The organism is Streptomyces sp. NPDC088812 (genome assembly GCF_044750285.1).
Classification (GTDB): Bacteria; Actinomycetota; Actinomycetes; order Streptomycetales; family Streptomycetaceae; genus Streptomyces.
Genome location: NZ_JBIVJP010000003.1, coordinates 399,862 through 426,377 on the forward strand (window position 1 = coordinate 399,862; position 26,516 = coordinate 426,377).

Annotated in this window: 24 protein-coding genes and 1 tRNA gene; 20 read left to right on the forward strand and 5 right to left on the reverse strand. The window is 73.1% G+C overall.

The window, feature by feature from the left end; all coding sequences use genetic code 11:
- Positions 1-52 precede the first annotated feature (52 nt).
- Both ACIP67_RS07970 and ACIP67_RS07975 read left to right on the forward strand, forming a co-directional pair.
- Positions 53-1,795 carry a B12-binding domain-containing radical SAM protein gene (locus ACIP67_RS07970; RefSeq protein WP_401689027.1) on the forward strand — a complete coding sequence of 581 codons (1,743 nt, stop codon included), beginning with the start codon at positions 53-55 and terminating at the stop codon, positions 1,793-1,795.
- On the forward strand, positions 1,792-2,742 hold the full coding sequence (locus tag ACIP67_RS07975) for a Gfo/Idh/MocA family protein (protein WP_401689030.1): 951 nt from the start codon (positions 1,792-1,794) through the stop codon (positions 2,740-2,742). The genes ACIP67_RS07970 and ACIP67_RS07975 overlap by 4 nt, the downstream gene beginning before the upstream one ends.
- Here ACIP67_RS07975 and ACIP67_RS07980 read toward each other — a convergent pair.
- On the reverse strand, positions 2,724-3,893 hold the full coding sequence (locus ACIP67_RS07980; RefSeq protein ID WP_401689033.1) for a radical SAM protein: 1,170 nt from the start codon (positions 3,891-3,893) through the stop codon (positions 2,724-2,726). The two genes, ACIP67_RS07975 and ACIP67_RS07980, sit on opposite strands and share 19 nt — an antisense overlap.
- A gap of 215 nt (positions 3,894-4,108) precedes the next feature.
- On the opposite strand from ACIP67_RS07980, the gene ACIP67_RS07985 reads away from it, so the two are divergent.
- The 15 genes from ACIP67_RS07985 (at position 4,109) to ACIP67_RS08055 (ending at position 21,002) form a co-directional block, all read left to right on the forward strand.
- Positions 4,109-5,197: a 3-dehydroquinate synthase family protein gene (locus ACIP67_RS07985; protein WP_401689036.1), complete on the forward strand. Its 1,089-nt coding sequence runs from the start codon at positions 4,109-4,111 to the stop codon at positions 5,195-5,197.
- Between the two features lie 8 nt (positions 5,198-5,205).
- The gene (locus ACIP67_RS07990; protein ID WP_401689039.1) at positions 5,206-6,051 is read left to right on the forward strand and encodes a shikimate dehydrogenase family protein; all 846 of its coding nucleotides are present in this window, start codon (positions 5,206-5,208) and stop codon (positions 6,049-6,051) included.
- Entirely contained in the window at positions 6,048-7,199 is a 1,152-nt protein-coding gene (locus ACIP67_RS07995; RefSeq protein ID WP_401689042.1) for an aromatic ring-hydroxylating dioxygenase subunit alpha, read from the forward strand. The genes ACIP67_RS07990 and ACIP67_RS07995 overlap by 4 nt, the downstream gene beginning before the upstream one ends.
- 95 nt (positions 7,200-7,294) lie before the next feature.
- A complete protein-coding gene (locus ACIP67_RS08000) occupies positions 7,295-7,546 on the forward strand; it encodes a phosphopantetheine-binding protein (RefSeq protein ID WP_401689045.1) in 252 nt (83 codons plus the stop codon).
- Positions 7,547-7,566: 20 nt separating this feature from the next.
- The gene (locus ACIP67_RS08005) at positions 7,567-8,313 is read left to right on the forward strand and encodes an FkbM family methyltransferase (protein ID WP_401689048.1); all 747 of its coding nucleotides are present in this window, start codon (positions 7,567-7,569) and stop codon (positions 8,311-8,313) included.
- A gap of 41 nt (positions 8,314-8,354) precedes the next feature.
- The gene (locus ACIP67_RS08010; RefSeq protein WP_401689050.1) at positions 8,355-10,067 is read left to right on the forward strand and encodes a carbamoyltransferase; all 1,713 of its coding nucleotides are present in this window, start codon (positions 8,355-8,357) and stop codon (positions 10,065-10,067) included.
- 12 nt (positions 10,068-10,079) lie between these two features.
- A complete protein-coding gene (locus ACIP67_RS08015; RefSeq protein ID WP_401689053.1) occupies positions 10,080-11,288 on the forward strand; it encodes a DegT/DnrJ/EryC1/StrS family aminotransferase in 1,209 nt (402 codons plus the stop codon).
- Positions 11,288-12,334, forward strand: coding sequence for a Gfo/Idh/MocA family protein (locus ACIP67_RS08020; protein WP_401689055.1), 1,047 nt, complete (start codon positions 11,288-11,290; stop codon positions 12,332-12,334). The genes ACIP67_RS08015 and ACIP67_RS08020 overlap by 1 nt, the downstream gene beginning before the upstream one ends.
- 21 nt (positions 12,335-12,355) lie before the next feature.
- A complete protein-coding gene (locus ACIP67_RS08025; RefSeq protein ID WP_401689057.1) occupies positions 12,356-13,564 on the forward strand; it encodes a DegT/DnrJ/EryC1/StrS family aminotransferase in 1,209 nt (402 codons plus the stop codon).
- Positions 13,557-14,432 carry an HAD-IA family hydrolase gene (locus tag ACIP67_RS08030; protein ID WP_401689059.1) on the forward strand — a complete coding sequence of 292 codons (876 nt, stop codon included), beginning with the start codon at positions 13,557-13,559 and terminating at the stop codon, positions 14,430-14,432. Before ACIP67_RS08025 ends, ACIP67_RS08030 begins: the two co-directional genes overlap by 8 nt.
- Positions 14,429-14,899, forward strand: a complete 471-nt coding sequence (locus ACIP67_RS08035) for a type II 3-dehydroquinate dehydratase (RefSeq protein ID WP_401689061.1) — start codon at positions 14,429-14,431, stop codon at positions 14,897-14,899. Before ACIP67_RS08030 ends, ACIP67_RS08035 begins: the two co-directional genes overlap by 4 nt.
- Positions 14,889-17,798, forward strand: coding sequence for an AMP-binding protein (locus tag ACIP67_RS08040; protein WP_401689064.1), 2,910 nt, complete (start codon positions 14,889-14,891; stop codon positions 17,796-17,798). The genes ACIP67_RS08035 and ACIP67_RS08040 overlap by 11 nt, the downstream gene beginning before the upstream one ends.
- Positions 17,795-18,709 carry an ROK family protein gene (locus ACIP67_RS08045; RefSeq protein WP_401689067.1) on the forward strand — a complete coding sequence of 305 codons (915 nt, stop codon included), beginning with the start codon at positions 17,795-17,797 and terminating at the stop codon, positions 18,707-18,709. The genes ACIP67_RS08040 and ACIP67_RS08045 overlap by 4 nt, the downstream gene beginning before the upstream one ends.
- Complete coding sequence (locus ACIP67_RS08050) at positions 18,706-19,620, forward strand: glycosyltransferase family 2 protein (protein WP_401689070.1); 915 nt, start codon at positions 18,706-18,708, stop codon at positions 19,618-19,620. Before ACIP67_RS08045 ends, ACIP67_RS08050 begins: the two co-directional genes overlap by 4 nt.
- Positions 19,617-21,002, forward strand: a complete 1,386-nt coding sequence (locus ACIP67_RS08055; protein WP_401689073.1) for a condensation domain-containing protein — start codon at positions 19,617-19,619, stop codon at positions 21,000-21,002. The genes ACIP67_RS08050 and ACIP67_RS08055 overlap by 4 nt, the downstream gene beginning before the upstream one ends.
- Before the next feature lie 86 nt (positions 21,003-21,088).
- Here the strand turns inward: ACIP67_RS08055 and ACIP67_RS08060 are convergent, their stop codons facing one another.
- On the reverse strand, positions 21,089-21,973 hold the full coding sequence (locus ACIP67_RS08060) for a hypothetical protein (protein WP_401689075.1): 885 nt from the start codon (positions 21,971-21,973) through the stop codon (positions 21,089-21,091).
- On the opposite strand from ACIP67_RS08060, the gene ACIP67_RS08065 reads away from it, so the two are divergent.
- Positions 21,953-22,786: a hypothetical protein gene (locus ACIP67_RS08065; protein ID WP_401689078.1), complete on the forward strand. Its 834-nt coding sequence runs from the start codon at positions 21,953-21,955 to the stop codon at positions 22,784-22,786. The two genes, ACIP67_RS08060 and ACIP67_RS08065, sit on opposite strands and share 21 nt — an antisense overlap.
- A 7-nt stretch (positions 22,787-22,793) precedes the next feature.
- Here the strand turns inward: ACIP67_RS08065 and ACIP67_RS08070 are convergent, their stop codons facing one another.
- Complete coding sequence (locus tag ACIP67_RS08070) at positions 22,794-23,096, reverse strand: phosphopantetheine-binding protein (RefSeq protein ID WP_401689081.1); 303 nt, start codon at positions 23,094-23,096, stop codon at positions 22,794-22,796.
- Between the two features lie 344 nt (positions 23,097-23,440).
- Here ACIP67_RS08070 and ACIP67_RS08075 point away from each other — a divergent pair, with 344 nt between their 5' ends.
- Positions 23,441-24,787 (forward strand): MFS transporter, encoded by a 1,347-nt coding sequence (locus tag ACIP67_RS08075; protein WP_401689084.1) that lies wholly within the window; start codon positions 23,441-23,443, stop codon positions 24,785-24,787.
- Here ACIP67_RS08075 and ACIP67_RS08080 read toward each other — a convergent pair.
- Together ACIP67_RS08080 and ACIP67_RS08085 are read right to left on the reverse strand one after the other, a co-directional pair.
- Positions 24,749-24,830 (reverse strand) — tRNA-Arg (locus ACIP67_RS08080). The two genes, ACIP67_RS08075 and ACIP67_RS08080, sit on opposite strands and share 39 nt — an antisense overlap.
- A gap of 110 nt (positions 24,831-24,940) precedes the next feature.
- Positions 24,941-25,141: a hypothetical protein gene (locus ACIP67_RS08085; RefSeq protein ID WP_401689087.1), complete on the reverse strand. Its 201-nt coding sequence runs from the start codon at positions 25,139-25,141 to the stop codon at positions 24,941-24,943.
- Positions 25,142-25,696: 555 nt separating this feature from the next.
- Between ACIP67_RS08085 and ACIP67_RS08090 the strand changes: the two genes are divergently transcribed.
- Positions 25,697-26,269, forward strand: a complete 573-nt coding sequence (locus ACIP67_RS08090; RefSeq protein ID WP_401689090.1) for a hypothetical protein — start codon at positions 25,697-25,699, stop codon at positions 26,267-26,269.
- Positions 26,270-26,516 lie beyond the last annotated feature (247 nt).

Below are 26,516 nucleotides of genomic sequence, written 5' to 3' on the forward strand. Positions count from 1 at the left end.
CGGCGCCGACTTGATTCGACGTGTTGCGCACAACGGGGAAGGGCAGAGCCAGATGTCGGACGTCGTGCTGTTGACTCCGCGGGAGATCACCACCGGGGCGACCAGCCTCAACAACCAGAACGTGACCGTCACCGACGAGGAGTACGTCCAACTCGACCCCGCCCTGCGGATCTTCTACGAGAAGGTCCGGGAGAACCTGGGGCTCGCCTGCATCACCGGCTACCTCCGCGACGCCGGATACTCGGTCACCTCGCTCAACCTGCACGGCCGCAACCCCGGCGACGAGGCGATCATCGACCTCATCCGCCGCGAACGCCCCCGCTTCGTGGGCATCAGCATCATGTACGACCTGCACATCATCGACGCCATCCGGCTCATCCGGTGCGCCCGCGCCGCCGACCCGGACGTGTTCATCGCGATCGGCGGCGCGTTCTGCACGTACAACGCCAAACTGATCGCGGAGCGGGTGCCCGAGGCCGACTGCGTCACCTTCGGCGAGGGCGAGCTGACCGTCGTCGGGATCATGGACGCGCTGACCTCGGGAGCCGACTGGCGCCGGACACCCGGACTGTTCCACCGGGACGGCGACCGGGTGCGCAGCAGCGGCATGCCCGTCCTGCCCGACCTCGGCAACCTCGTCTGGCCCGCCCGTGACGTGCTGGAGTACCACCGGGCGGCCGGCATCGCGACACCCGTGGCGTCCACGTTCACCAGCCGCGGCTGCCACGCCAAGTGCACCTTCTGCTACGCGCCCCGCCAGCCCGGAGTGGTCGACGGGTTCTGGCGGATGCGGCCCCCCGCCGACGTCGTCGACGAGATCGAGTACCTCCAGCGGGAGTTCGGCACCCGCTTCATCTGGTTCAACGACGACAACTTCGGCGGCGCCTTCGGCGACGGCTTCGCGCACGCCGTCGAGTTCGCCGAGACCGTCCTGCGGCGCGGCCTGAAGTTCCAGTTCCACTGCGAGTTCCGCGTCGACTCCGGGCTGATCGACCACGAGGCCCTCGACCTGCTGCACCGCGCCGGGCTCTCCTCCGCGCTGCTCGGCATCGAGTCCGGCTCGCCCGGCATGCTGCGCCGGTTCAAGAAGGGCACGACCGTCGCGTACAACCTGGACGCGGCCCGCATGTTCAAACGCAAGGGCCTCGGCCTGGACCCGGGCTGGATCATGATCGAGCCGAAGACCTCGGTGGCCGAACTCTGGGAGAACCTGGAGTTCATCGTCGCCGCCCGCATCCACGAGGCCGACAACCCGTTCTTCCTCATCAACCGTGCCATCGCGCTGCGCGGCACCGAGATGTACGACAAGATCGAGGAACCGCTGCCGCTGGCCGACATCGACGGCCTGGAGGGCGATGCCTATGAGATCCTGCGCACCGCCCGCCGCGACTACCGGGTGCCGGACCCGCGCGTCGAGGCGCTGTGGGCCGCCTGGAGCGAGGTCGGCGAGGAGATCAGCGACCGCAAGGAGAACGTCCTGCCGTTCGTCGCGCAGAAGATCGCCCTGGGCGCCCGCCGGCTGCGCGGCACCGAGCACAACCCGCGCGCCCTGCTCAGCAGGCTGCGCGCCTGGCGCAACGGCCTGCCGGAGCTGTTCCTCGCGTTCATGAACTACGGCCTCGTCCTCGCCGAGAGCGGCCCGCCCGACCTCGCCGCCCGGCTCACCGCCGACCTGCGCGACCTGGTCGCCGACTACGACGCCGAGCACCTCGGCGAGTCCTTCGACGACTTCGGCGAGCGGGTGGAGCGCATGTGCGGCGCCGAGGCGCTGACGGCGGCGGGAGCGGGCCGATGACCCTGCGGTACGGAGTGGTCGGGTGCGGCCGCGTCTTCCAGCGCTACCACCTGCCCGTCGTCACGGAACACCGGGACTACACGCTCGTCGCCGCCTGCGACACCGACGCCGACAGCGCCCGCACGGTGCTCGGCGCGGCGGCGGAGGGCGTGCTGGTCACCACGAGCCTGAAGGAGTTCCTCACCGTCGGGCGGCCGGACGTGGTGGCGGTGTGCACGCCGAACGACGCGCACACCGGGCCCGTCCTGGCCGCGCTCGCGGCCGGCGCGCACGTCCTGTGCGAGAAGCCGCTGGCCGCCGACATCACCGAGGCCCGCCTGCTGGCGGGGGCGCCGGGTGCCGCCGACCGGCTCGCGGTCAACCTGCCCTACCGCTTCCACGAACTGGTCCCGGTCTTCGGCAAGGCGCTCCCCGACGGCCCCTGCGAGATCACGCTGACCTTCACCACCGCCGGTCAGCGCCTGTGGCGGCCGGTGACGAACTGGTACGGCGACGCGGCCCGGGCCGGCGGCGGTGCGCTGGTCGACCTCGGGGCGCACGCCCTGGACCTGATGATCACCGTCTTCGGCGCGCCCCGCCCGGCCGGCTGCCGCGTCGACGCGGTGGGCGTGGAGGAACGGGTCGTCGCCGACCTGGAGTTCCCGGCCGGGCCGGGCCGGCTGCGCATCGACCGCCGCAGCCGGGTCATGGGCCTGACCCTCGAGGCCGCGGCGGCGAACGGCGAGAGCGCCGTCCTCGACCTGCGCCGCGGCGAGGTCCGCGGCCGCGACGGCACGGTCGTGGCCGAGGACCGCAGGCCCGAGCTGGCGGCGATCCGCGGCTTCCTCGACACGGTCGCCGGCCGGGTGACCGGCCGGACGGTGACCCCGGCGCAGGCGCTCCAGGTGCAGGAGATCGTCTCCGCCCTGTACGCCCGCGCCGAGACCGATCAGGAGCTGACGCTGTGAACCGCGTCCGGGCGGTCCTCGGGAGCACCGGAGAGGACCGGCCGGAACCTCTCCTTCAGCTCCCGCAGCCGGGCCCGTGACCGCTCGCCCGAGTACAGGTGCGTCGCGCCGATCTCCTCCTCGGTGATCCGGTCGAGGAAGTACAGGTTGATGACGTCGGACGGTGTGGCGCACGTCTTGCAGAAGCCGAACCGCGGCCGGTCGTGCATGAACAGGTCGTAGTGCTGGTGGCTGCCGTACTGGTCGAGCAGCAGGGTGCGGTTCTCCGCGAGGTTGCCCATCGGCTTGACCCAGGCGTGCGGGCAGGCCGAGACGTCGCCCTGGCCGAAGAGCTGTGCCATGGTCGCGGTGACGAAGCAGCCGAGCGTGCGGACGTTCGTCTGCAGCTGGAGGGCCATGTGCTCGACGTAGGCGCGCGGCGGCAGGACGCCGGCGAACTCGTCGTAGCGCTCCACGAGCGGCATCAGGTGGTCGCCGGGCGGCGGGCCCATCCGCTCGGCGGTCTCGCCCCGCACCGGGAAGAAGTACAGGGTCGTGCTGCCGTCGACCCGGTCGCGCAGGTACTCGGCGAACTCCAGCTGGCCGGCGTAGTTGGCATCGGTGAGCACCGACTGGATGTCCAGGCGCAGGCCCGCCTCGGCCGCCGCGTGCAGGGCGCGCATGATGACGTCGTGCAGCCGGGCCTGTTTCGGGGGGAGCCGGTGCCGGTTCAGCTCGAGCGTGTGTCCGTCGAGGGAGATGTTCAGCTGGACGTTTCCCAGCGCGGCCAGTGCCTCGATGCGCCGTTCGTTGAGGAAGACGCCGTTGGTGATGACCTGGACGGTCTCGTAGCGGCGGCTCGCCTCCTCGACGAACTCGGTGGAGCCTTTCAGCCAGAAGAACTCCCCGCCGGACAGCCGGAGAATGGGGGCGTCGACGTGGGCGTGATACAGATCGAGTATCTCGTGCCAGTCCTGTCGGCGGTCGGTGGTCAGCCGCAGCCGGGCGTCGGGCACGTTCATGAGGAGGTTGTACTCCTCGGTGAGGCAGTAGGAGCACCGCATTTGGCAAAGTTGTTCCTCGATGACCATGTCGTTCATCAGGAACGGCAGTCGGCCGCCCTCGGCCGCCGAGGCGGTGAGGGCGGCACGAAACTTTTCCTTAAGGCGCATGAAAGTCCCCGTATTCGGCCGTCGGCTTCCTGCGGGCACCCTAACGGCTCGTCAAGTGCGCTACCAGAGCGCGCGTTCCGGACAGGAGGCTCGTGAAACAGTGTGCGTGCAACGAGAATTGGGCCAATCACTCTCTCGGGGGGTGACCATGATCAGTACCTGTGCGCTAGCATGCCCGTCGGTGAAGGCCGGACAGCCACGGGGGCATTGAAGGCATGAGCGCAATCCGTTCACGGGCGGAGGGCGGCGGGGGTGCGGAATCCGGCCTCAGCCGTGTCGACGTCACCTCGAAAGATCATGATTACGCCGTCCACGTCGGGCCGGGGGCCCGACGGCTGCTGCCCGCGGTGCTGGAGGAACTCGGCGTCGGCCGCGTCGCCGTCGTCACCGCCGTCCGGGAACCACGGCTCCCCGACCCCGGCGTGCCGTTCACGGTCGTCCCGGTCGCCGACGGGGAGCACCACAAGACGCTCGCCACGGTCGAGACGTACTGCCGGGCGTTCGTCGCGGCCGGGCTCACCCGGGCCGACGCGGTCGTCGCCTGCGGCGGCGGGACCACCACGGACACCGTCGGCCTGGCCGCCGCCCTCTACCATCGCGGGATCAAGGTCGTGCACCTGCCGACCACGCTGCTCGGGCAGGTCGACGCCAGTGTCGGCGGGAAGACCGCCGTCAACCTCCCCGAGGGCAAGAACCTCGTCGGCGCCTACTGGCAGCCGAGCGCGGTGCTCTGCGACACCGACTTCCTGCACACCCTGCCCCGGCGCGAACTCGCCAGCGGCTACGGCGAGATCGCCCGCTGCGCCTTCATCGGCGCCGGCGACCTGCGCGGCCTCGGCCTGCGGGAGCAGATCGTGGCGAGCGTCCGGCTCAAGGCGTCCGTCGTCGCGCGGGACCAGCGCGACCAGGGCGTCCGGCACCTCCTCAACTACGGTCACACCCTTGCCCACGCCGTCGAGCGGGCCACCGACTACACCTGGCGGCACGGCGAGGCGGTGGCCGCCGGAACCGTGTTCGCGGGACTCCTCGCGGGCCGGCTCGGACGGATCGGCACCGACCGCGTGACCCTCCACCGGGAGATGGTGGAGAGCTTCGGCCTGCCCACCTGGCGGCCCGCGGACGTCCCCGTGCCGGCCCTGGTGGAGCTCATGCGGCGGGACAAGAAGGGACGGGACACCGACACCGGGCTCACCTTCGTCCTCGACGGGCCGGACGGCGCGGAACTGGTCACCGGCGTCGACGAACGGCTCGTCGCCTCCGTCCTGGCGGACCTGCCCACGGGCCCCGCCCCGGCCGCCGCCTGAGGAGCGCCATGACCGACCCCCGGCCCGCCGTCTCCGGCACCACCCGCCTCTACGTCGTCCTGGGCGACCCGGTGGCCCAGGTGCGCGCCCCCGGCCTGCTCAACGACCTGTTCGCCCGCACCGCGACGGACGCCGTGCTGGTCCCCGTCCACGTCGGCCCCGACGGCCTCGACGAGGTGATGCGCGGACTGCGCCGCACCCGCAACCTCGACGGCATCCTCGTCACCGTCCCGCACAAGATCGACGTGTGCCGGTACGCCGACGAGCTGGGACCGGCCGCCGAGCTCGCCGGCAGCGCCAACGCCCTGCGCCGCACCGCGGACGGCACCTGGCGGGCCGACAACTTCGACGGAGCCGGCTTCGTCCACGGGCTGCGCGGCCACGGCCACGACCCCGCCGGGGAGCGGGTCGCCCTGTTCGGCGCCGGGGGAGCCGGGCGGGCCCTCGCCGCCGCCCTGCTCACCTCCGGCGCGGACCGGCTGCTGCTGTTCGAGCCCGACCCGGGGCGCCGTACCGACCTCCTCGACCGGCTCGCGGCACACCGGCCGGGCTGGGCGCGGGCGGGCACCGACGGCGACCTCGCCACCGCCGGTCTCGCGGTGAACGCCACCCCGCTCGGCATGCGCCCCGACGACCCGCTGCCGTTCGACCTCGTACACCTGCGCGCGGACTGCACGGTCGCCGACATCGTGATGAAACCCGCCGAGACCGCCCTGCTCCGGGCCGCCGCGGACAGCGGCCGACCCATCGTGCCGGGCCGCTCCATGCTGGACAGCCAGGTCCTGCTCTACCAGCGGTTCTTCGGACTGCCCGGCGGAGAAGGACACCGAGGAAACGGGAGGTTGGAGCGGTGATCGACCACGCCCGGGCCGTGGCCCTCGCACAGCGGGCCCTGGTCCACCTGGAGGCCGGCACGACCGATCAGGCCGACGACGTGATGCAGGTCCCCGTCGAGGAGTACCTCGACCCCGAACGCTGGCGGCGCGAGCTCGACACCGTGTTCCGGCGCGTCCCGCTCGCCCTCGCGCTCTCCGCCGAACTGCCCGCCGCCGGCACCTACAAGGCCCTCGACGCGCTGGGCACCCCGGTCCTCCTCAGCCGCGGCCGGGACGGCGCCGTACGGGCCTTCCTCAACGTCTGCCGCCACCGCGGCGCCCAGCTCTGCCCCGTCGGCACCGGCACCCGCCACCGCTTCCGCTGCCCGTACCACGCCTGGGTCTACGACGACCACGGCTCCCTCGTCGCTGTCCACAAGCCCGGCACCTTCGGCGACGTCGACACCGGTGCCCTGGGGCTGCGGCCGCTGCCCGCCGTCGAGGGGTACGGGTTCGTGTGGGTCTCCCTCACCCCGGACCGGCCGATCGACCTCGACTCCTGGCTCGGCGACTACGCGCGGGAACTGGAACGGCTCGAACTCGACCGGTGGCACGTGTACGAGCAGCGGGAACTGGACGGCCCCGGCTGGAAGGTCGCCTACGACGGCTACCTGGAGAGCTACCACATCCAGGCGCTGCACCGGACGACGTTCGCCCCGACCTCCACCTCCAACCTGATGGTGGTGGACGCCTTCGGCCCGCACCAGCGGATCCTGTACCCCGCCAAGTCGATCCGGACCCTGCGCGAGGTGCCGGTCGAGGAGTGGGACCCCGCCCCGCACTGCGGCACCGTCTACACCGTCTTCCCCAACGTGTCGGTCGCCGGCGCCTGGGAGGGACACGGGGTGGTCTCCCGGATCATGCCCGGACCCACCCCCGACCGCAGCCGCACCGTGCAGACCATCGTGACCCGCGTCCCGCCGGTCACCGAGGAGGACAAGAAGTACACGGCGGAGTTCAGCGAACTCGTCGAACGCGGTGTGCTCGAAGAGGACTACCGCACCGGATTCGACGTACAGGCAGCCTTGTCCTCGGGGGCGAATACGCACTTCGTCTTCGGCCGGAACGAGATGGCGCTGCAACATCAGCGGAGATGGCTCGAACGTCTCCTTGCCGATGCCAAGTAGCGTGTCAAGTCGCCTTTCTGATGGACATTCAGCATGGACAGCTCTGGTTCCCGCCCACTAGATTGTGATCAGACCGATCGAATGAAAGGCTGCGTGTGAACCGCGACGAAGTGCTTCAGGAGATACACCAAATCGCCAAGGAGTTCGCCGCCTCCAGTGGTCGTACGGTGAATGAGAACAGCAGCAACTTCCTCGAGGCGTACGGCTTCACTTCACTGGACGCGCTGGAGTTCCTGCTCCTCCTCGAAGAACGCTTCGGTGTCACCTTCGAGGACGAGGATCTGACCGAGGACACCCTGACGTCCGAGGACCGCCTCGCCGACTACGTCGTCGAGCGTCTCGACTGAGTCCCGGGAGAGCACCGGAAATGACGCCGCCGAAGCTGACGGAAGTGGCGGACGGTATCTCCGTGCACGCCGTCAGCGCGCTGGACGCGCGCTTTCTGTACGGGGAGATATTCGAGGGCGGCACCTATGCGGGCATTTCACTGCCCGACGATCCGTTCGTCGTCGACGTCGGCGCGAACATCGGGCTGTTCACGCTCTTCGTGAAGCAGCGGCGCCCCCGGGCGCGCGTACTGGCCTTCGAGCCGCTGCCCGAACTCGTCGCCGCCCTGCGCGCCAACGCGGCCCGCTTCGGCCTGGACGGCGTCGAGGCGCACGACGTGGCCCTCGGCGCCGAGGCGTCGGACGGCGTCTCCTTCCGCTACTACCCGCTGCTGCCCAGCAGTTCCACGCGGTACCCGCAGGACCAGGGACAGCTGAAGGAACTGCTCGGCCGGAGCTTCCCGCCGAGGGTCGTGGAGCGGATGTTCCAGGGGCGGGAGACCACCGTCCGCGTCGACCGCCTCTCCCGGTACCTCGGCACCGAGCGTCCCGTCGACCTGCTGAAGATCGACGCGGTGGGCTCCGAACTGGACATCCTGCGGGGGATCGACGAGCGGCAGCTCCCCCTGGTGCGCACCGTCGTCATCGACGCCCAGGACGTGCGCGGCCGGGTGGCCGAACTCTGCGCGTACCTGACGGAGATGGGGCTGGAACCGAACGTACTGACACCCCCGGCGGCGGCCGGCGACGACGGACTGAACTGCCTGATCCACGCCGTGCGCCCGTGACCACGGCCCACGCGCAGAGCTCGAAGAGGGGAAACCAGGGGATGCTGACGCTCGGCCTCGGCGGCTCCAACCACGACTTCGCGGCCTGTCTCGTCTCCGACGGCACCATCGCCGCCGGCATCGAGGAGGAACGGGTCCGCCGGGTCAAGTACTCGGTCGGGGTCAACTCACTGTTCAACCAGTCCTGGCGGTACTGCCTCGACATGGCCGGGGCGCGCCTCGCCGACGTCGACGTCGTCGTCGCCGACGACACCCTGCTGGCCCCCGCCTGGTTCCCGTTCCGCAAGCGGATCCACCTGATACGGCATCACATGGCGCACGCGGCCAGCACCTTCTTCCCCTCGCCCTTCGAGCGGGCCGCCATCCTCGTCGTCGACGGCGCGGGCAGCCTCATCGACGACCGGGGCGTGGAGACCCTCACCACCGCCGTCGGCGACGGCACCACCATCACCGAGCTGACCAAGGTGCTCGGCACGAACTGGTCCACCGACGGCCTCAGCGCCCTGCGCGTCTACCAGGCCGGCGACAGCGACCACTCCCTCGGCTACCTGTACAAGGCGGTCAGCCGGGCCATCGGCTTCGTTCTCTACGAGGACGAGTACGAGGGCCGGCACTGGTACCTGTCCGAGGACGGCAAGACGATGGGCCTCGCGCCCTACGGAACCCCCCGCTACCGCAAGAAGTTCGCCGAGTACCTCACCCTCCTGCCCGACGGCCGCTACGAACTCCACCTGAAGAACGGCGGCCTCCTCGACTTCATCGAGCACGCCCTCGACGGCTACGAGGGCGAGGAGCGCTTCGCCCGCGCCGCCGACCTCGCCTGGGCCGCGCAGGACACCCTGGAGGAGACCCTCCTGCACGTCGCCCGGCGACTGCACGCCGACACCGGCCTGACCGACCTGTGCCTGGCCGGCGGCGTCGCGCTGAACTGCGTGGCCAACGGTCGGCTGCTGCGCGAGACGCCGTTCGAGAACGTCTTCGTCCAGCCCGCCGCGGGCGACGGCGGCTGCGCCGTCGGCACCGCCTACTACGGCTACCACGTCATCGCCGGGCAGCCCCGCAAGGAGCCCGCCCGCACCGCCCAGCGCCACGCCTACCTCGGCCGCACCTACGACGACCGTGAGGTGCGGGCCGCCCTCGACGCCTCCGGCCTGCCCTACCGCAAGGTCGCCGAGCCCGCCCGCACCGCCGCCGAGCTGCTCGCCGACGGCAAGCTGCTGGGCTGGTTCACCGGAGGCTCGGAGTTCGGGCCGCGGGCGCTCGGCCACCGCAGCATCCTCGCCGACCCGCGGCACGCCGAGACGAAGGACGTCATCAACGCCCGCGTCAAGCACCGCGAGGCGTTCCGGCCGTTCGCCCCGGCCGTGCTGCGCGAGCACGCCGCCGACTGGTTCGACCTCGACATCGAGTCGCCGTACATGCTCATCGTCGCGCCGGTACGGCCCGAGAAACAGGCGCACGTGCCGGCGATCGTGCACGTCGACGGGACGGCACGGGTGCAGACCGTGACGGCCGCCGACAACGGCGCCTACCACGAGCTCATCGCGCACTTCCACCGGCTGACCGGAGTGCCGGTGGTGCTGAACACGTCGTTCAACGACAACGGCCAGCCGATCGTCGAGACCCCCCGGCAGGCCCTGGAGTTCTACGGCTCCAGCCAACTGGACCTGCTGGTCATCGAGGACTACGTGGTCGGGCACTCCGCCGACGACCTGGACGCGTTGCCGTCGGCCGGCAACCGCACCACCGACTGAGAGGGACGCACAGTGGTTCTGGCACTCGACGGCGGCACCCCGGTCCGCCGCCACGACTTCCCGGCCTGGCCGTACCACGACGACGCCGAACGCGAGGCGCTCGTCCGGGCCGTCGACCAGGGCCAGTGGTGGCGGGTCGGCGGCAGCGAGGTCACCTCGTTCGAGGCGGAGTTCGGCGCGTACCACGGCGGCACCACGCTCGCCGTCACCAACGGCACGCACGCCCTGGAGCTCGGCCTGGAACTGCTGGGCCTGGAGCCGGGCGACGAGGTGATCGTCCCCGCGTTCACCTTCATCTCCACCTCCATCGCCGTGCAGCGGGCCGGCGGCGTCCCGGTCCCGGTGGACGTCGACCCCGACACGTACTGCCTCGACCCGGCCGCGCTGGAGGCCGCGCGCACCGAGCGGACCCGGGTGGTCATCCCCGTGCACATGGCCGGGCACATCGCCGACATGGACGCCATCGGCGCCTGGGCGGACCGGCACGGCGTCGTCGTCTTCCAGGACGCGGCGCACGCCCACGGCGCCGTCCGCTCCGGGCGGCGCGTCGGCGACTTCGGCACGCTCGCCGCGTTCAGCTTCCAGAACGGCAAGCTGATGACGGCGGGCGAGGGCGGTGCGCTGCTGCTGCCGTCGGCGGACCGGTTCGACGAGGCGTTCGCGCGGCACAGCTGCGGCCGGCCCATCGGCGACACCCACTACGAGCACCGCAGCCCGTCCTCCAACTACCGCATGACCGAGTTCGCCGGCGCGGTGCTGCGCGTCCAGCTCGGCCGGCTCGCGGAGCAGAACGAGCGCCGGGAGAGCCGCTGGAAGACCCTGTCGGCGGCGCTGCGCGAGATACCCGGTGTGGTCCCGCAGGGCCGCGACCCGCACTGCGACCTCAACCCGCACTACATGGCCATGGCCGCCCTCGACCCCGAGGTGCACGCCGACGTCGACCGCGACCACCTGGTGCGGGCCCTGGTCGCCGAGGGCATCCCCGCCTTCGTCAACTACCCGCCCGTGTACCGCACCGAGGCCCACGCCGCCCTGATCGGCAACGGCCTGCCCGGCGTCGACGAGCTCGCCGAGCGCAACCCGGTCAGCGAGCACCTCGGCGCACGGGGCTTCTGGCTGCACCACCGGGTGCTGCTGGGCACCGACGCCGACTGCGCCGACGTCGCCGAGGCACTGGCCAAGGTGCTGTCCGCGGCGGCGGGGAAGAAGCGTCCCGCTTGATGAGGGTCGCCGTCGTGGGACTGGGCTGGGTGGCCCGCGAGGTGTGGCTGCCCCGGCTGGTGAAGCACCCCGCGTTCGAGGTCGTCGCCGTGGTGGAGCCGCGGCCCGAGGCCGTCGAGCGGGCCGGGGAGCTGATCGCCGGGGCCCGGCGGTGCGCCGGCCCCGGGGAGATCGGGCGCGACGACGCCGACCTGGTCTTCGTCCTCACCCCCAACCACACCCACGGCACCCTCGCGAGCGGCTTCCTCCGCCGCGGCCTCGACGTCTTCCTGGAGAAGCCCACCGGCACCGCACCGGGCCACCTGCGGCTGCTGGAGGACGCGGCCCGCGAGGGCGGCGGCCGGCTGCTGCTGTCCACCGCCGCCCGCCACCGCGCCGACATCGGGGAACTGGCCCGGATCGTCGCCACCGGGGCGCTCGGTACGCCCCGCCTCGCCGAACTGAGCTGGGTGCGCTCCCGGGGCATCCCCGGCAGCGACTGGTTCGCCCGCCGGGAGACCGCCGGCGGCGGCGTCCTGGTCGACCTGGGCTGGCACCTCGTCGACGTCCTGCACCATCTGTGGGGCGCCTCCGCCGTGCGCGGCGCCACCGCCCTCGCCTCCAGCGACTTCCTCACCCGCGAGGGCTGGGGCGCCGAGTGGCACGCCGGCGCGGCCGCCCGCCCGGCGGCCGACGTCGAGGACCAGCTGACCGCCCTGGTGGCCACCGAACGGTACGGCCTGCACCTGAGGTGCGCCTGGGCGTCGTACGAGACCGTCGACGTCACCCGGCTGGTGCTGCACGGCACCGAGGGCACCGCCGAGCTGACCACCACCTTCGGCTTCAGCACCCGCCGGGTGACCGAACCGGCCCTGACCCTGCGGGACAAGGACGGAGAACGGCGCGTACCGCTGCCCCCGGCCGGCATCGGGGACGAGTACGACCTGCACCTGGACGCGCTGCGGGACGAGGCGGTGCGCGCCGACGCCACGGAGCGCGCCCTGCGGGAGGCCCGCGACGCCCTGGCCGTCGTCGACACCTGCTACCGCGCCACGGCTGCCCTCTAGACAGCACCGGAGACGAATGCCATGACCACATCCCTGTCCGAGCCCACCGCCCTGCGCTACGAACCGCTGCGCGGACTGGCCCTGTGGGGCGAGGAGGAGAAGGCGGCCGCGCTGGAGGTGCTGGAGAGCCGCTCCCTCTTCCGCTACTACGGGCCCGCCCTCCAGCGTCGCGTCGAGACCTTCGAGGAACGGTTCGCCGCCCTCCACCAGGCGCCCCACGCGGTGGGCGTGTCCTCCGGCACCGCCGCCCTGACCTGCGCCCTCATCGGCATGGGCATCCCCGAGGGCGGCGAGGTGATCGTGCCGTCCGCCACCTTCATCGGCTGTGTCAACGCCGTCGTCGCCGCGCGCGGCGTCCCGGTCTTCGCCGACATCGACGAGTCGCTCACCCTGGACCCGACGGCCTGGGAGGAGCTCGTCACCGAACGGACCTTCGCCGTCATGCCGGTCCACCTCAACAACGCCGCCGCCGACCTGGACCCGATCCTCGCCGTCGCCGCGCGGCACGGCCTGCGGGTGCTGGAGGACGCCGCCCAGGCCTGCGGGGTCGGCTACCGGGGGCGGCCCGTCGGGGCGATCGGGGACGCGGGGGCGTTCAGCTTCCAGCTGGAGAAGAACATCACCGCGGGCGAGGGCGGCGCCGTCGTCACCCGTGACGCGGACGTCCACGACCGCGTCGTGCGCTACCAGGACCAGGGCGGGCAGTTCACCACCTCCCGCGGCGGGGACCGCGGTGGCACGGCGGGCGAGGCCTTCCTCGGCGCCAACCTGCGGATGACCGAGATCGCGGGCGCCGTCCTCGCCGTCCAGCTGGAGCGGCTCACCCCGATGCTGCGGCGGCTGCGCGACACCGCCCGCACCGTCCGCGCCGAACTCGCCGACCTGGGCCTCCAGTGGCGGCGGCTGCCGGACGAGGAGGGCAGCGGCGGCGACCTCACCCTGCTGCTGGAGAACCGCCTGGCCGCCCGCCGCTTCGTCACCGCGCTCACCGCGGCGGGCATCCCCGCCGGCACCCTCTACCAGGGCCGCCTCGTCCACCAGAACCCCGCCGTCCGGGCCGGCCGCACCGCCTGGGGCACCGCCTGGGACGCCCCCGGCCGGCTGCGCGCCAGCGAGGCGATCCTCGGCCGGTCGGTCACCGTCGGGCTCGGCGCGACCATGACCGACGACGACGTCGCCCACCTGGTGAGCAGCCTGCGGGCGGCCGCCGGCGGAGCGACCGGTGAGTGACGTGCCGCCGGAGGGGCCGGTGGGCGATCTGTCGTCGCGGGTGCCGGTGGGCGGCCTGTCGTCGGAGGGGCCGGTGGGTGGTCTGTCGTCGCGGGTGCCGGTGGGCGGCCTGTCGTCGGAGGGGCCGGTGGGTGGTCTGTCGTCGCGGGGGCCGGTGGGTGGTCTGCCGTCGCAGGGACCGGTGGGCGGCCTGCCGTCGCAGCGACCGGTGGGTGAACCGCCGCTCCGGGCCGTCGTCCTGGACCTCGACGGCGTCCTCATCGACAGCATCCACGTGATGCGCAGGGCCTTCCAGCGCGCGTACGCCCTCACCGTCGGCGCCGGCGAGGCGCCCTTCGAGGAGTACCTCGCCCACCTGGGCCGGCACATGCCCGACACGCTCCGGATCATGGGCCTGCCCGTCGCGATGTACGAGCCGTTCGTCATCGAGAGCCGCAAGCTCGTGCACGAGATCGAACCCTGCCCCGGCGCCGCCGAGCTGCTCACCGGCCTGCGCGAGGCCGGCCTCGCGCTCGCCGTCGCCACCGGCAAGACCCACGGGCGGGCCGTCGAGGCGCTCGCCGCGACCGGACTGCTCGACCTGGTGGACGCCGTCTGCGGCAGCGACGAGGTCGCCCACGGCAAACCCGCCCCGGACATCGTCCTGCTCGCCCTCGACAAGATCGGCGCCACCGCCGAGGACGCCGTCATGGTCGGCGACTCCGCCCTCGACCTGCGGGCCGGCCGCGCCGCCGGCACCCGCACCGCCGCCTGCCTGTGGGGCCAGGGCGACCGGGAGGAACTCCTCGGCCACCGGCCCGACCTCGTCGCCGCGTCCTGCGCCGAACTCGCCGTCCTCCTGCACCACCGTGAAGGGACCCCCGCGTGACCACCGCCCCGACCTCCCGTGACGTCCTGCTGCTCAACGGACCCAACCTGGGCACCCTGGGCACCCGCGAACCCGGGATCTACGGCACCACCACCCTCGCCGAGATGGAGGAGGCGGTCGCCGCCCGGCTGGCCGCGGCCGGGTACGGGCTGCGCAGCGAACAGCACGACGGCGAGGGCGAGGTGATCCGCGCCCTGCACAAGCACCGCGACACCGCCGCCGCGATCGTCAACCCCGGCGCGCTGATGATCGCCGGCTGGAGCCTGCGCGACGCCCTCGCCGACTACCCGGCGCCCTGGGCGGAGGTGCACATCTCCAACGTCTGGGCCCGCGAGTCCTTCCGGCACAACTCCGTCATCTCCCCGCTCGCCGTCGGCGTCATCGCCGGCTTCGGCACCCACGGGTACGAACTGGCGGCGGACGCGCTGCTGCGACGGCTGGCGGAGGCGGGCGGCGATGGGCGCTGAGCGGTCACGACCGCGGACACGTCCGACAGCCCACCCCGGGACCGGTCCGAGGACGCCCCGGGGTGGGCCGGCGGACGTACCCCGGGATCTGTGGGAGGCGTTCTCCCGGCCGGGCCTCGATCCGGACGCGCCCGCGCTGGGCGAGCTGACCCGGCGGGAAGCCGTCGCCCGGGTGGAGGAGCTGGCGGAGCGGCTGCGCGCGGCGGGTGTGCGTCCGGGCGAGTCCGTCGGCCTGCACGGCCCCAACCAGCCGGAGTGGGTCGTCGGACTGCTCGCCCTGACCGCGGCCGGAGCGTGCCCGCTGCTGCTGCCGGCCGACGCGCCTCCGGCGGAGGTACGACGGCTGTCCCGGGCCGTCGGGGCGGCACGACGGCTGCTGACGGACGGGGGGACACGGATCGAGGAGGGCGGGGACGCGGGGGGAGGGGACGCGGAGGGCGGTCCGGTGGGCGGGGACGGCCTGGTGGGGGCCTGTCATGAGCCTGGCACCCTGCTCCTCGCCTCCTCCGGCTCGACCGGTACCCCGAAGGCGGTGGCCCGCACCCCGGCTTCGGTGATCGACGAGGGCCTCCGCTACCACCGCGCCGGCCTGGCCCTGCCCGACGACTCCGTGCTGCTGCCGCTGCCGCTGAGCCATGCCTACGCGCTCGGCTGGCTGGCCGGTGCGCTGGTCGCCGGGGCGCACGCCGACCCCGTGCCGCCCCGCGCCGTCGGCGCCGTGCACGCCCGGCTGCGGCAGGGGGCGACCGTCCTGGTCACCGTGCCCGGCCTGGCCCGCGTGCTGGCCCGGCGCCGGGCGCTCGCCGAGGACGCGCCCTACCCGGCCCTGCGGCGCGTGATGGCGGGCGCCGGCTATGTGGACGCCGAACTGGACGCCCTGTGGACCCGCGCCCTCGGCATCGGCGTCTCCCGCAACTTCGGCTCCAGCGAGACGGGCGCCGTGCTGTGGGGCGACCCCGGGCTGCCCTCGGGAGCCGTCGGCCACCCGATGCCAGGAGTCCGCGTCGATCTGCTGGGACCGGACGGCGAGCCCCTGCCGGGCCCGGCCCAGGGAGAGCTGGCGGTCGTCCTGGAGGACGGCTCGACCCACCGCATGCACGACCTCGCCGAGCGCGACGAGCACGGCGTCCACCGCATCCTGGGCCGGGCCCGTCGCGGAGTGGTCCGCCGGGGCGCGCGCTGGGTCTCCACCCTGGAGGTCGAGTCGGTGCTGCGCGGCGCCCCGGGCGTCGCCGACGTCTCGGTCACGGCGACCGGTCCGGACGACTCCGACGACCAGGGCCTCACCGTCGAGTACGTGCCCGCCGACGCCGGTCTCGCCGCGCCGGAGCGCGTCCAGGCGTACGCCCGCGCCCAACTGGCCGCCCACAAGGTCCCGGACGCCTTCCTGCCGCGGTACCGGCTGCGCCGCTCCGCCGTGGGCAAGGCGCAGGCGGCACCCGTGTACCGCCTCGCCCGGCCCGCCGGTGACACCGCCGAGCGGGTCCTCGCGGCCGCCCTCACCGACCTCGGCCTGCCGCCGCGACTGTCGACGGGCGCCACGGCCGCGGACCTGGCCCGGACGGACACGGTGCGCGCGGAGGTGCTGATCCCCCTGCTGGACACGGCATGCGCGCTGGGCCTGCTGGGGACGGACACGGGCGCCGCGGTGCCGGCCGAGGCCTGGGAACGGCCGACGCGGGCCGGCACGACGGTGACGGAGCCGGCGGCCACGGCAGTGGCGGCCACGTCGGTGGCGGTGACGGGGGCCACGGCGGTGGCGGCCACGTCGGTGGCGGTGACGGGGGCCACGGCGGTGGCGGCCACGTCGGTGCCGGCGACGGAGGCCACGGCGGTGCCGGCGACCGCGGTGACGTCGACGGCGGTCGTGACGTCGACGGCGGCGGCGGAGACGGCGGCAGGGCGGATGCTGGCCGACCGGGTGCGGTACGGCGCCGCGTACACGCCGGGCGGCGGCCCCCTGCCACCGGCCGCTGCCGTGAGCGGGCCCGACGGCGAGGGCTCGGCCCGGACCGCCGTCGACGAGCCCTGCGTGCCGGCCCCCGCCGGTCCGCCCTCCGCAGAGGCTGTCGTCGACGAGCCCTGCGTACAGGCTGCCTCCGACGGCTCCCTCGCAGGGCCCGCCGCCGTCGAGGACGTGTCCTGCGCGCGTGCCGTCGTCGAGGGCCACCTCGCGCATGCCGCCGTCGACGACGAGTCCTGCGCGCGTGCCGTCGTCGAGGGCCACCTCGCGCATGCCGCCGTCGACGACGAGTCCTGCGCGCGTGCCGCCGTCGAGGGCCACCTCGCGCATGCCGCCGTCGACGACGAGTCCTGCGCGCGTGCCGTCGTGGACGACTTCCTCGCGCGGGCCGCCGTGGACGGCCCGCTCCTGGAGGTGGGCGCGGGCGGCCTCCCGCCGTCCGCCGGTGCGGGGTACGACGAGTACGGCGGGTCCGGTGAGTCCGGCGAGTCCGGGGAACACGGCGGGTCCAGCGGATCCGGTGAGTCCGGCGAGTCCGGGGAACACGGCGGATCCGGTGAGTACGTTGGGTCCGGTGGGTCCGGTGGGTCCGGTGGGTCCGTTGGGTCCGGCGGGTCCGGTGAGTCCGGCGGGTACGGCGCCTGCGTCGTCGTCGGCGGGGTGCACGACCCCGTGCCCCGGCTCGGGGCCCTCGCGGCGCTGCTGAGCCCCGGCGGCCTGCTGGTGCTGGCCGACGCCTTCGTGGCCGACGCGCGGGTCCTGCCCGACGGGGCGAGCCGTACGGCGGCCGTCCGATGGCTGGCCGGGGGACGCCTGCACTGGTGGACGGTGCCGGAGCTCCAGGCGGGACTGGAGTCCGTGGGGCTGCGGGTGGAGGAGAGCCGGGCCGTGGGAGCGGGCGCCTGGTCGGTCGTGATCGCGCGGAAGCCGGCATGACCGGCGCGGTCCTCGCCGTGGACATCGGCGGCACCAAACTCGCCGTCCGCGCCCTGGCCGACGGCGTCACCGTGCACGAGCGCACCCTCCCCTGGCGCGACGACGCCGACCCGGACGCCGACCTGGACCTGCTCGGGGCGTCGGTGTCCGAGGCGGCCGGGGCGCTCGGGACCGCGCCGGTGCGGATCGGCGTGGCGGCGGCGCCCAACGTCGACGGTGACGGGCGTGTCGTCGGCTGGCCCAACCGGCCGGGCTGGACCGGCCGTTCCCTGCGCGTGCCGTTCGCGCGCACCGGTGCCGAGGTCCTGTTCGGCGACGACGCGACGCTCGCCGCACTGGCCGAGGCCCACGCCACCGGCTGCCGCGACCTGGTCTACCTGGGCCTCGGCACGGGCGTCGGCGGCGGCCTGGTCTGCGGTGGCCGGCTGCTCACGGGGGCGTGGGGGACGGCGGGCGAGGTCGGCCATCTGGTGGTCGACCCGGCCGGTCCGCTCTGCCGGTGCGGCCGGCGCGGCTGCCTCCAGGCCGGCGTGTCGGGCCCCGCCCTGGCCGCCCACGCCGCCGCGCGGCGCGGCCGTACCACCACGACCGCGGAGCTGGTGGCGGGCGTGGCGGACGCCGAGGACTGGGCGGAGCACACCCTCGATCACGCGGCCGACCTGATCGCCCGTGCCCTGGCCGTCCTCACGGAGCTCGTGCAGCCGGCCCGCGTCCACATCGGCGGCGGCCTCGGCTCCGCGCTCACGGCCCTGCCGGAGCGGGTGGCGCCGCGGCTGGCCGCGACGGTACGGGCGGGGCGTCCGGTGCCGGAGGTCCGGCCCGCCGTGCACGGTGCCCACGCGTCTCTCGCCGGAGCGGCCCTGCTCGCCGCCCGCGGGGCGGCCCTGCTCGGTGAGGAGAGCGTGGCATGACCCGTCCGGTGCTCAGCGTGGTGATCCCCACCCGCGACAAGGCCGCCAGCCTGCGGCTCGTACTGGCCTGTCTGGCCCGGCAGACGGGGGCGGGCCCGTACGAGACCGTGGTGGTCGACGACGGGTGCACCGACGGCACCCCCCGGGTCGTGGCGGACGCCGCGGGCCGGCTGCCGCTGCGGACCGTCCCCGGGCCGGGGGCGGGCCGGGCCGCGGCCCGCAACGCCGGCGCCCGGGCCGCGCGCGGGACGCTCCTGCTCTTCCTCGACGACGACATCCTGCTCCCGCCCGCCGCGCTGGCGGCCCACGTCGCCGAGCACGCCCGCCCCGGCCCCGCCTGCGTCCACGGACCGCTGCGCGAGCTGCCCGGCGCCCGGCGTCTGCTGGCGTCGGCGGACGAGGCGCTCGACGACCCGTACGGGACGGCGGCCGGCGGCCGCTTCGGACGTACCGTGTCGACCGCGCTGGAGCGCCTGGTCCTCGGCATGGCCGACGGCGGGCTGCCGCCCGTGTCGCCGTGGCTGACGTGCGTCGGGGCCAACACTTCCATGCCGTACGAGGTGTGGGAGGCGGCCGGCGGGTACGACGAGGGGTTCGGGACCACGTGGGGCTGCGAGGACCTCGAACTCGGACTCCGGCTCTGGCGGTCGGGGGCGCGGATGCGGCTGGCACCCGCCGCGCCGGGCATCCACCTCACCCACGAACGCGCGGACCGCTGGGAGCAGCACACCGTCAACCTCACCCGCTTCACCGCCAAGCACCCGATCCCCGCCGTGCGGGCCCTGCCGGAACTCCTCGGCCCCTCGGGCGACGCCCGGCGCTACGTCACGGCCGTCCGCACCCTGGACGAGACGCGGCAAGAGGCCGTCCGCACCCTGGACGAGACCCAGGAAGAGAGCGACCGCTCATGACGCACACCTCCGCGAGTGCGGATGCGCTGCCCCTGTACTCCCGCCAGGACTGGTGCTGGCAGTGGATGCGCAGCTACCCCGTCGACTCGGCGCCGATCGAGTCGACCGAGACGCTGCTGCTGCGGGGCCCTCTCGACGTGGGTGCGCTGCGGGACGCGCTCGCCGAGATCGAGACCCGGCACGACGCGCTGCGCCTGCGGCTGACGGCCCTGCCCGGACCCGACCCGTCCGCCGTGTGGCCCGGCCAGACGCTCCGGCCCGACCCGGGGCGGCTGACCACCGTCCGGGTGCGGCCGGAGGAGCTGACGGCCGAGGCGAAACGAATACTCGGCCGGCCCCTCGACCTGACCGACCGCATGGTGCGCGCGACCCTGCTCCGGGCGGGCGAGCGGGAACACCTGCTCGTCGTCCAACTGCACCACCTGATCTTCGACGGCTCCTGCCACCACCTCTTCCGCGCCCTGCTCGCCGAGGCCTACACCCGGCGTGTCGCGCCCGGCCGGAGCGCCACGCCCGGCACGCGCCGTACCGAGCCGGAGAGCTACACCGGGCTGATCCGGCGCGAGCGGGAACCCGAGGCGCGGTCCCGGGTGCGGAAGCGGGCGGCCGTGCTCGCCGCGGAACTGCGTGCGCACGGCACCAGGGAGCCGCTGCCCGGCGATGCCGCTGCGGTCGTCGCCGACACGCGGTTCGCTTCCGTGTCCCTCGATCTGACGGCGGACCGGACGCGCCGGCTGCTGCGGAGGTCGCGCGCCGAACGGGTCACCCCGCACACCGTCCTGCTCGCGGCCCTCGCCCGTGCCGTGGCCACGGAGTACGGCCGGGACCGGCTGGTGTGCTCGGTGTACACGCACGGGCGGACCTCACCGGCCGCCCACGAGACGCTCGGCCTGTTCAGCAACGTCGTGTCGGTGCCGCTGGAGACGGCCGGCGGGCCGCTGCCCGAGTACGTCCGGTCCGTCCACGAGGGCGTACGACGGGCCTCGGACACCGCCGACCTGCCGTTCACGGAGGTCGCCTCCCGCATCCTGGACCGCCCGTCGGACGACGGGGCGTACTGCCGCAGCGCGCTGGCCCACCTGGAGCTGAGGCTGACCGGGGTGACGGGCCTGCTGCCGGTGGACCAGTACCGGTCGACGGCGCTGGCGCCGGAGGTGGAGGTGATCCCGCAGATCATCACCGCCGACCACCCGGTGCCCGTCTTCAACGGCCTGGAGCGGGCCTTGGCGTGCGCCGCCACGCTCTTCACCGACATGCGGCTGAAAGGCGGAGCCCTTATCGGCGAACTCTGGTTCGAGCGGGGCTATCACGACGCCGAACGAATCGCACGTGTGGCCGAGAATTACCACGACTTCGTGGGCCTGTTGTCGGACGACGTCTGAATTACCGGGCCCCGGGGGCGCCGATTGCCACTCCCGGAAGCTCCGAAAATCGGACGCCCTTTTCCAAAGAGCGTGTTGACGGCGGATCATCCAGGCTGGAAGCATTTCCCTGCCACCGTTCGGTGGCAGACGGAACAGCGTCGATAGGAGTCGAAATGGTCAAGGTCAACTCGGTGAGCCTCGCCCTGATCGATGTCAAGCAGCTGCGTCGTCAGGCCGCGGCCAAGTAGAACCCTCGGAGGGTGCCGCCCGGCGGCCTCGGGCACCGGGTGGCACTCGCCGCACCTTTCCGGGAAGCGGGGCGCATGCGACGGGCGAGCGGGACAGAAACGGTTTTTCACGCGACGGAATTGAGTCGGCACCAGCTGCGGCTGTGGCAAGTGGAATGCGCGGTCCGGGGAAGTGCGCTGCTGCATACGGGCATTGCGCTGAGACTCGACGGCGAACTGGACGAGAAACGGCTCACCCGGGCCGTGGCTTCCGTCTTCGGCCGTCATGAACTGCTCGCCACCGGATTCCACGCGGACGGCGAGACCCTGACCCTCGGCCCCGCGGCCCCCCACGAGACCCGTGTCCGGTACCGCCCCGACCTGCGTCCCGACGACACCGGGCACCTCGCGGAGGTCCGCCGGTGGGCGACCGAGGCCCAGACGGAGCCCTTCCCCCTCACCGGGGAGGCACCGGCCCGAGCGGACCTGATGATCCTCGGCGACGGTCACGGTGATCGTGACGGCGACGGTCATCGGGACGGCCAGGGCCACCGTGACAGCCAAGGCCACCGTGACAGCCAAGGCAACTGTGGCGGCCAGGGCCACCGTGACAGCCAAGGCAACTGTGGCGGCCAAGGCCACCGTGACGGCCAAGGCAACTGTGGCGGCCAAGGTCTCCGTGACGGCCAAGGCCGCCATGACGGTTGTGCCGTCCTCGTCCTGACCTTCCACCGCCTCGTGATGGACCTCTTCTCCCTGCACCAGGTGGTGGCGGACCTCCAGGAGGCCTACGCCGCCGACGGGCCGCCCGCCCGCGCCGACCGCTACTCCGCCCTCCTGGCCGCCCGGGAGAACCGCCGGTCCCGCGACTGGGAGTTCTGGCGGGGCGCACTGGCCGACTTCCCCACGCCGTGGATCGGCGAGCGGCGACCGGAACCGGGCTGGCTCCCGGCCGGCGCCGAGCTGCGCCTCCCCCTCCCCGCGGACCTGCCCGCCGTACTCCGGGCCGGCGCCCGGGCGGCCCGCTGCACCCCCACCGTGCTCGTCGTCGCCGCGGCCGCCCGCCGGGTCCTGGAACACTCCGGTGCCGACGACCTCGTCCTCGGCACCATGTCCGCCAACCGGATGAATTCCGACGCCGTGGGCCCGCTCGCCCAGGCCGTCCTCGTCCGTGTCGGCGCCCGCGCACCGTACGGCGAGGAAGGGCCCCTGGCCCAGGTCAGGCGGGGGATGCGGGAGGGAATGGCGCACCAGGGGGTGGAGTTCGAGGAGATCGTCGAACTGCTCACGGACGAGAAGGGCGTGGCCCGCGACGACCTGGCCCCGCTGAGCGTCACCGTGACCGACGACTCCTGGCGGACCTCCGCGGCCGGTCTCACCTTCACCCCGTTCGACCCGGAGGAGGACGACGGCACGGCCCCGGCCGCGCCGGTGGTGCGCCCGTCCCAGCTGGACGTGGAGCTGAACCTGTCCGACACCCGGCCGGAGCTGGTCGTCACCTACGACCGCGCGTGCTTCGGCCCCGACTGGTGCGCGCGGTTCGCGGCCGGCCTCCTGGCCGACCTGCGGACCTGACCGCGGCTCAGGCGGCGCCGTGCGTCAAGTCGATGAGCTCCTGAGCCAGCCGCCGTACGTCGCCGAAACGGGCCTCGTCGAGCAGCGCGGTCATCAGGCAGACGTCCAGGTCCTCCACCTCGGGGGCGCACTCGGCCGCCTCGGCGGCGATCCGGGCGGCGTGCAGGGACGTGCCGCCGGCCTCGTAGAAGTCCGTGTCCTCCTCGGCGGGCGTGCCCAGGACGCCCTGCCAGGCCGCCGCGAGGGCCGTGGCCAGCACGTCCGGGCCGACGGGGTCCCTCGGTGTCCTCGGAGTTGCCGCATGCGCCATGGCAGGAACATAACGCAGCCACGGACACGTCGTCCGCCCCTCGCGGATCACGTGGGTGGTGCGGTGAGGGAGAGGTCGGGGATGCTGACGGGGACGCGGGTGCTGACGGGGACAAGGACGCAGACGGGGATGCGGATGCCGGCGGGAACGAGAGCACGAACGGGGACGAGGACGCGCACCGGGACAGGAGTGCGTACGGAGGCACGAACACGGACCGGAACACGAACGCGTACGGAAGCACGAACGCGGACCGGAACACGAACGCGTACGGAAGCACGAACGCGGACCGGAACACGAACGCGGACGGGAACACGAACGCGGACGATGACGGGAAGGGCCGCCCGATGACGGCCGCCGGCCGACTGGCGGCCCGACTGCCCCTGGACCTCCTGCGCGAGCGCACCCTGCGGCGGCTGTTCGCCGCTCACGCCGCCTCCGTGCTGGGCAGCAGCATGATGCCCATCGCCCTGTCCTTCGCCGTGCTGGACAACGGCGGCGGGGCGAGCGGAGTGGGTCTGGTGCTGGGGGCGCAGACCGCGCCCCTGATGGTGTTCCTGCTGGCGGGCGGGGTGCTGGCGGACCGGTGGGGGCGCCGGGTCACGATGATCGGCAGCGACCTGGTGCGGGCGGCCGTCGAGATCACCATGGTCGTCGTCCTGCTGACGACGGGACTGCCGACGGCCGGGTTCGTGGCGTTCGCGGCGGTGCTCTCCGTCGCCGCGGCCTTCTTCCACCCCGCCTTTCACGGGTTCGTCCCCGAGGTGGTCCCGGAGAAGCGGCTCCAGGAGGCCAACGCCCTGGGGTCCACGCTCCAGTCGATCGGCTCCCTGGTGGGCCCCGCCGTCGGCGGTGTGCTCGTCGCCTGGACCGAGCCGGCCTGGGTGATCGCCATCGACGCGGTGACCTTCCTGGTCAGCGCGCTGCTCCTGGCCGGCGTACGGACGACGCCGGCAGCACGTGCCGACCGCGCGGACGAGAGCTTCCTGCGGCAGCTCAAGGAGGGCTGGCGGGAGTTCCGTTCGCGGACCTGGCTGTGGTCCCTCCTCGCCTACACCTCCCTGGCCTGCACTTTCGTCCTCTGCCCGGTGATGGTCCTCGGCATCACCTCCGTCGGCGGCAAGGAGCACGGCGCCGCCCAGTGGGGCACCGTCCTCGCCGCCGAGGGCGTCGGCGCCCTGCTCGGCGGTCTCCTCGGCATGCGCGTGACGTTCCGCAGACCCCTGCTCGCCTCCGTCTTCTGCACCTTCGGCCTGGGCCTGTTCGCCGCCCTCCTCGCCCTGGACGCCCCGGTCCACGTCCTCGTCGTCGGCTCGCTCCTGTCCGGCGCGGGCTTCGCCCTCCTGCACATCCTGTGGACGAGCAGCCTCCAGACGGACGTCCCCTCCGAGGTCCTGTCCCGCGTCAGTGCCTACGACGGCGTGGCGACGGTCCTGTCCATGACCGTCGGCTACTGGTGGGCCGCCCCGGCCGCCGCCCGCGTCGGCACCGCGCCCCTGCTGTGGTTCGGCGTGGTCTGGACCGTGGCGAGCGCGGCCGTCATGCTCGCCGTACCGCAGATTCGCCGCTCGGCGATCGGGGCGGCCCAGGAGCCGCGCGACGGCCGGAACGCGGCGGCCACGGAAGAGCCCTCCCAGGGGGAAGGCGGAGACTCGCAGCCCCGGCAGGCCTCGAACCTGCGGCCAAGCGCTTAGAAGGCGCCTGCCGGGTCACGCCCCACACCCCCGCTGAGCTGCTGCTGTCCCTGTGTGCTGTGCCTCTGTGCTGTCCCTCTGTTCGGGCTGCCCTCTCCCGGCTTCCTGGGGAGGGAAGGCCGGGGGAGGGGGCTCGTCGGAACTAGTCGGCGGTCACGCGAACGTCTGTGGCCGTCGGGCTGATGCTGCGCTCACCGCAGAGCCGCAGACCAGGACCGCTGACAGTGCGATCAAGCTGGTCAGGACGTCCTGGAGCTGTGCGACGGGGCCGTAGACGACCAGGATGACGACGAGGACGGTCGTCCAGTCTCGCAGTCGGGGGATTGAAAGCGGGTTCGTCGGGGTCACACTCACGGCAGTACCTCCTTGGTGCTCGCCCACCGTCGCTGCTCTTGCCGGTAAGCCTGCGCGGCGACCGGTGGGCGTGAGCGTTGGGACACTGTGATGCGGGTCTCCCCTCAGCGTGCGGCGGAGTAACGGCCCGTAAGCGTGACCTTCGCGCGCATTCGGCCCCAAGTGCCGCGAGGCGCTCTTCACCCACGAGTCCGGTGGCGACCCGCACATCGAGTTGTCCCCGAACCCCCGGCGTCGCCGACGGCGGCCCGCCACACTCCATGCCGACAAGGCTCACGAAAACCGCCGCTTACGGCGATGGCTCCGCTTACGCCACATCACGCCGCGTCTCACCGCGCGGGGTTGAGGTGATCTCTCAGTAGGTGACACGCCCGATGCGGACTTCCCGACGAGACCACTGTCATGTCACGAACGTGTCTTGACGACGATCAAAAGGCAACTCGGGCAGCCGCAGCGGCCGTCTGAGGAAACAGAAAGCCACTCGGGCGAACAGTCGCCCAGCTCACTCGCCCGCTCCCCAGGAGCGCCGGCCCCACGCAGAGGACAGCCACCAGCATGCGCACTCGGAAGATCTCGGTACTGGCCATGACCGCAGTGGCCCTCGGCCTGGCGCTGACGGCATGCAACAACAACGACGCCGGCGACAACACGTCCTCCTCTGCGAGCAGCTCATCGGCGACGGCCACGACCACCCCGCAGTCCGGCACCGCGGAGGGAACGTCGTCCGGCACGCCCGCCAAGTCCGGCACGAAGTGCACGGACCAGGTCGACTACACGGGCGACTCCCGTTCGAACGCGGAGATCAATTCCATCGGTGAGGACACGGGTACCTGCCCGCCGGTGCAGACGTCCGACGAGACGTCGGGTACACCGAAGGACCCTGACACGAAGTGCACGGACCAGGTCGACTACACGGGCGACTCCCGTTCGAACGCGGAGATCAATTCCATCGGTGAGGACACGGGTACCTGCCCGCCGGTGCAGACGTCCGACGAGACGTCGGGTACACCGAAGGACCCTGACACGAAGTGCACGGACCAGGTCGACTACACGGGCGACTCCCGTTCGAACGCGGAGATCAACTCCATCGGTGAGGACACGGGCACCTGCCCGCCGGTGCAGAAGTGAAGCGCTGATCGTCCCTGGAAGAAGGAGTCCCGGGGCCGGCCGGCGGCGAACGGAATCAAGCCGCGGGCTGCCCTGGCACTCGGGAGCTGCCCTGGCACCACGGTCAGCCCCGGTCGCAGGGTGGGGAACCAGGTGGCGAGGGCGCGACTGCGTCATCCGGGCGAAGTGCGGGCACCTCGCCCAGGCGGAATCCCGGACGGTGTCCCTGTAGATCGCTGTGATCTGCATCCGGACATGAAAAGGGCCC

Excerpts from the sequence above, each read along its gene's own strand:
- ACIP67_RS08050 (WP_401689070.1), top strand. The coding sequence starts at position 18,706 with ATGACCCGTCCGGTGCTCAGCGTGGTGATCCCCACCCGCGACAAGGCC.
- ACIP67_RS07975 (WP_401689030.1), top strand. The coding sequence starts at position 1,792 with ATGACCCTGCGGTACGGAGTGGTCGGGTGCGGCCGCGTCTTCCAGCGC.
- ACIP67_RS08075 (WP_401689084.1), top strand. The coding sequence starts at position 23,441 with ATGACGGCCGCCGGCCGACTGGCGGCCCGACTGCCCCTGGACCTCCTG.
- ACIP67_RS08040 (WP_401689064.1), top strand. The coding sequence starts at position 14,889 with ATGGGCGCTGAGCGGTCACGACCGCGGACACGTCCGACAGCCCACCCC.
- ACIP67_RS08020 (WP_401689055.1), top strand. The coding sequence starts at position 11,288 with ATGAGGGTCGCCGTCGTGGGACTGGGCTGGGTGGCCCGCGAGGTGTGG.
- ACIP67_RS07970 (WP_401689027.1), top strand. The coding sequence starts at position 53 with ATGTCGGACGTCGTGCTGTTGACTCCGCGGGAGATCACCACCGGGGCG.
- ACIP67_RS08070 (WP_401689081.1), bottom strand. The coding sequence starts at position 23,096 with ATGGCGCATGCGGCAACTCCGAGGACACCGAGGGACCCCGTCGGCCCG.
- ACIP67_RS07980 (WP_401689033.1), bottom strand. The coding sequence starts at position 3,893 with ATGCGCCTTAAGGAAAAGTTTCGTGCCGCCCTCACCGCCTCGGCGGCC.
- ACIP67_RS08055 (WP_401689073.1), top strand. The coding sequence starts at position 19,617 with ATGACGCACACCTCCGCGAGTGCGGATGCGCTGCCCCTGTACTCCCGC.
- ACIP67_RS08010 (WP_401689050.1), top strand. The coding sequence starts at position 8,355 with ATGCTGACGCTCGGCCTCGGCGGCTCCAACCACGACTTCGCGGCCTGT.
- ACIP67_RS07990 (WP_401689039.1), top strand. The coding sequence starts at position 5,206 with ATGACCGACCCCCGGCCCGCCGTCTCCGGCACCACCCGCCTCTACGTC.
- ACIP67_RS08090 (WP_401689090.1), top strand. The coding sequence starts at position 25,697 with ATGCGCACTCGGAAGATCTCGGTACTGGCCATGACCGCAGTGGCCCTC.
- ACIP67_RS08065 (WP_401689078.1), top strand. The coding sequence starts at position 21,953 with ATGGACCTCTTCTCCCTGCACCAGGTGGTGGCGGACCTCCAGGAGGCC.
- ACIP67_RS08045 (WP_401689067.1), top strand. The coding sequence starts at position 17,795 with ATGACCGGCGCGGTCCTCGCCGTGGACATCGGCGGCACCAAACTCGCC.
- ACIP67_RS08005 (WP_401689048.1), top strand. The coding sequence starts at position 7,567 with ATGACGCCGCCGAAGCTGACGGAAGTGGCGGACGGTATCTCCGTGCAC.
- ACIP67_RS07985 (WP_401689036.1), top strand. The coding sequence starts at position 4,109 with ATGAGCGCAATCCGTTCACGGGCGGAGGGCGGCGGGGGTGCGGAATCC.
- ACIP67_RS08025 (WP_401689057.1), top strand. The coding sequence starts at position 12,356 with ATGACCACATCCCTGTCCGAGCCCACCGCCCTGCGCTACGAACCGCTG.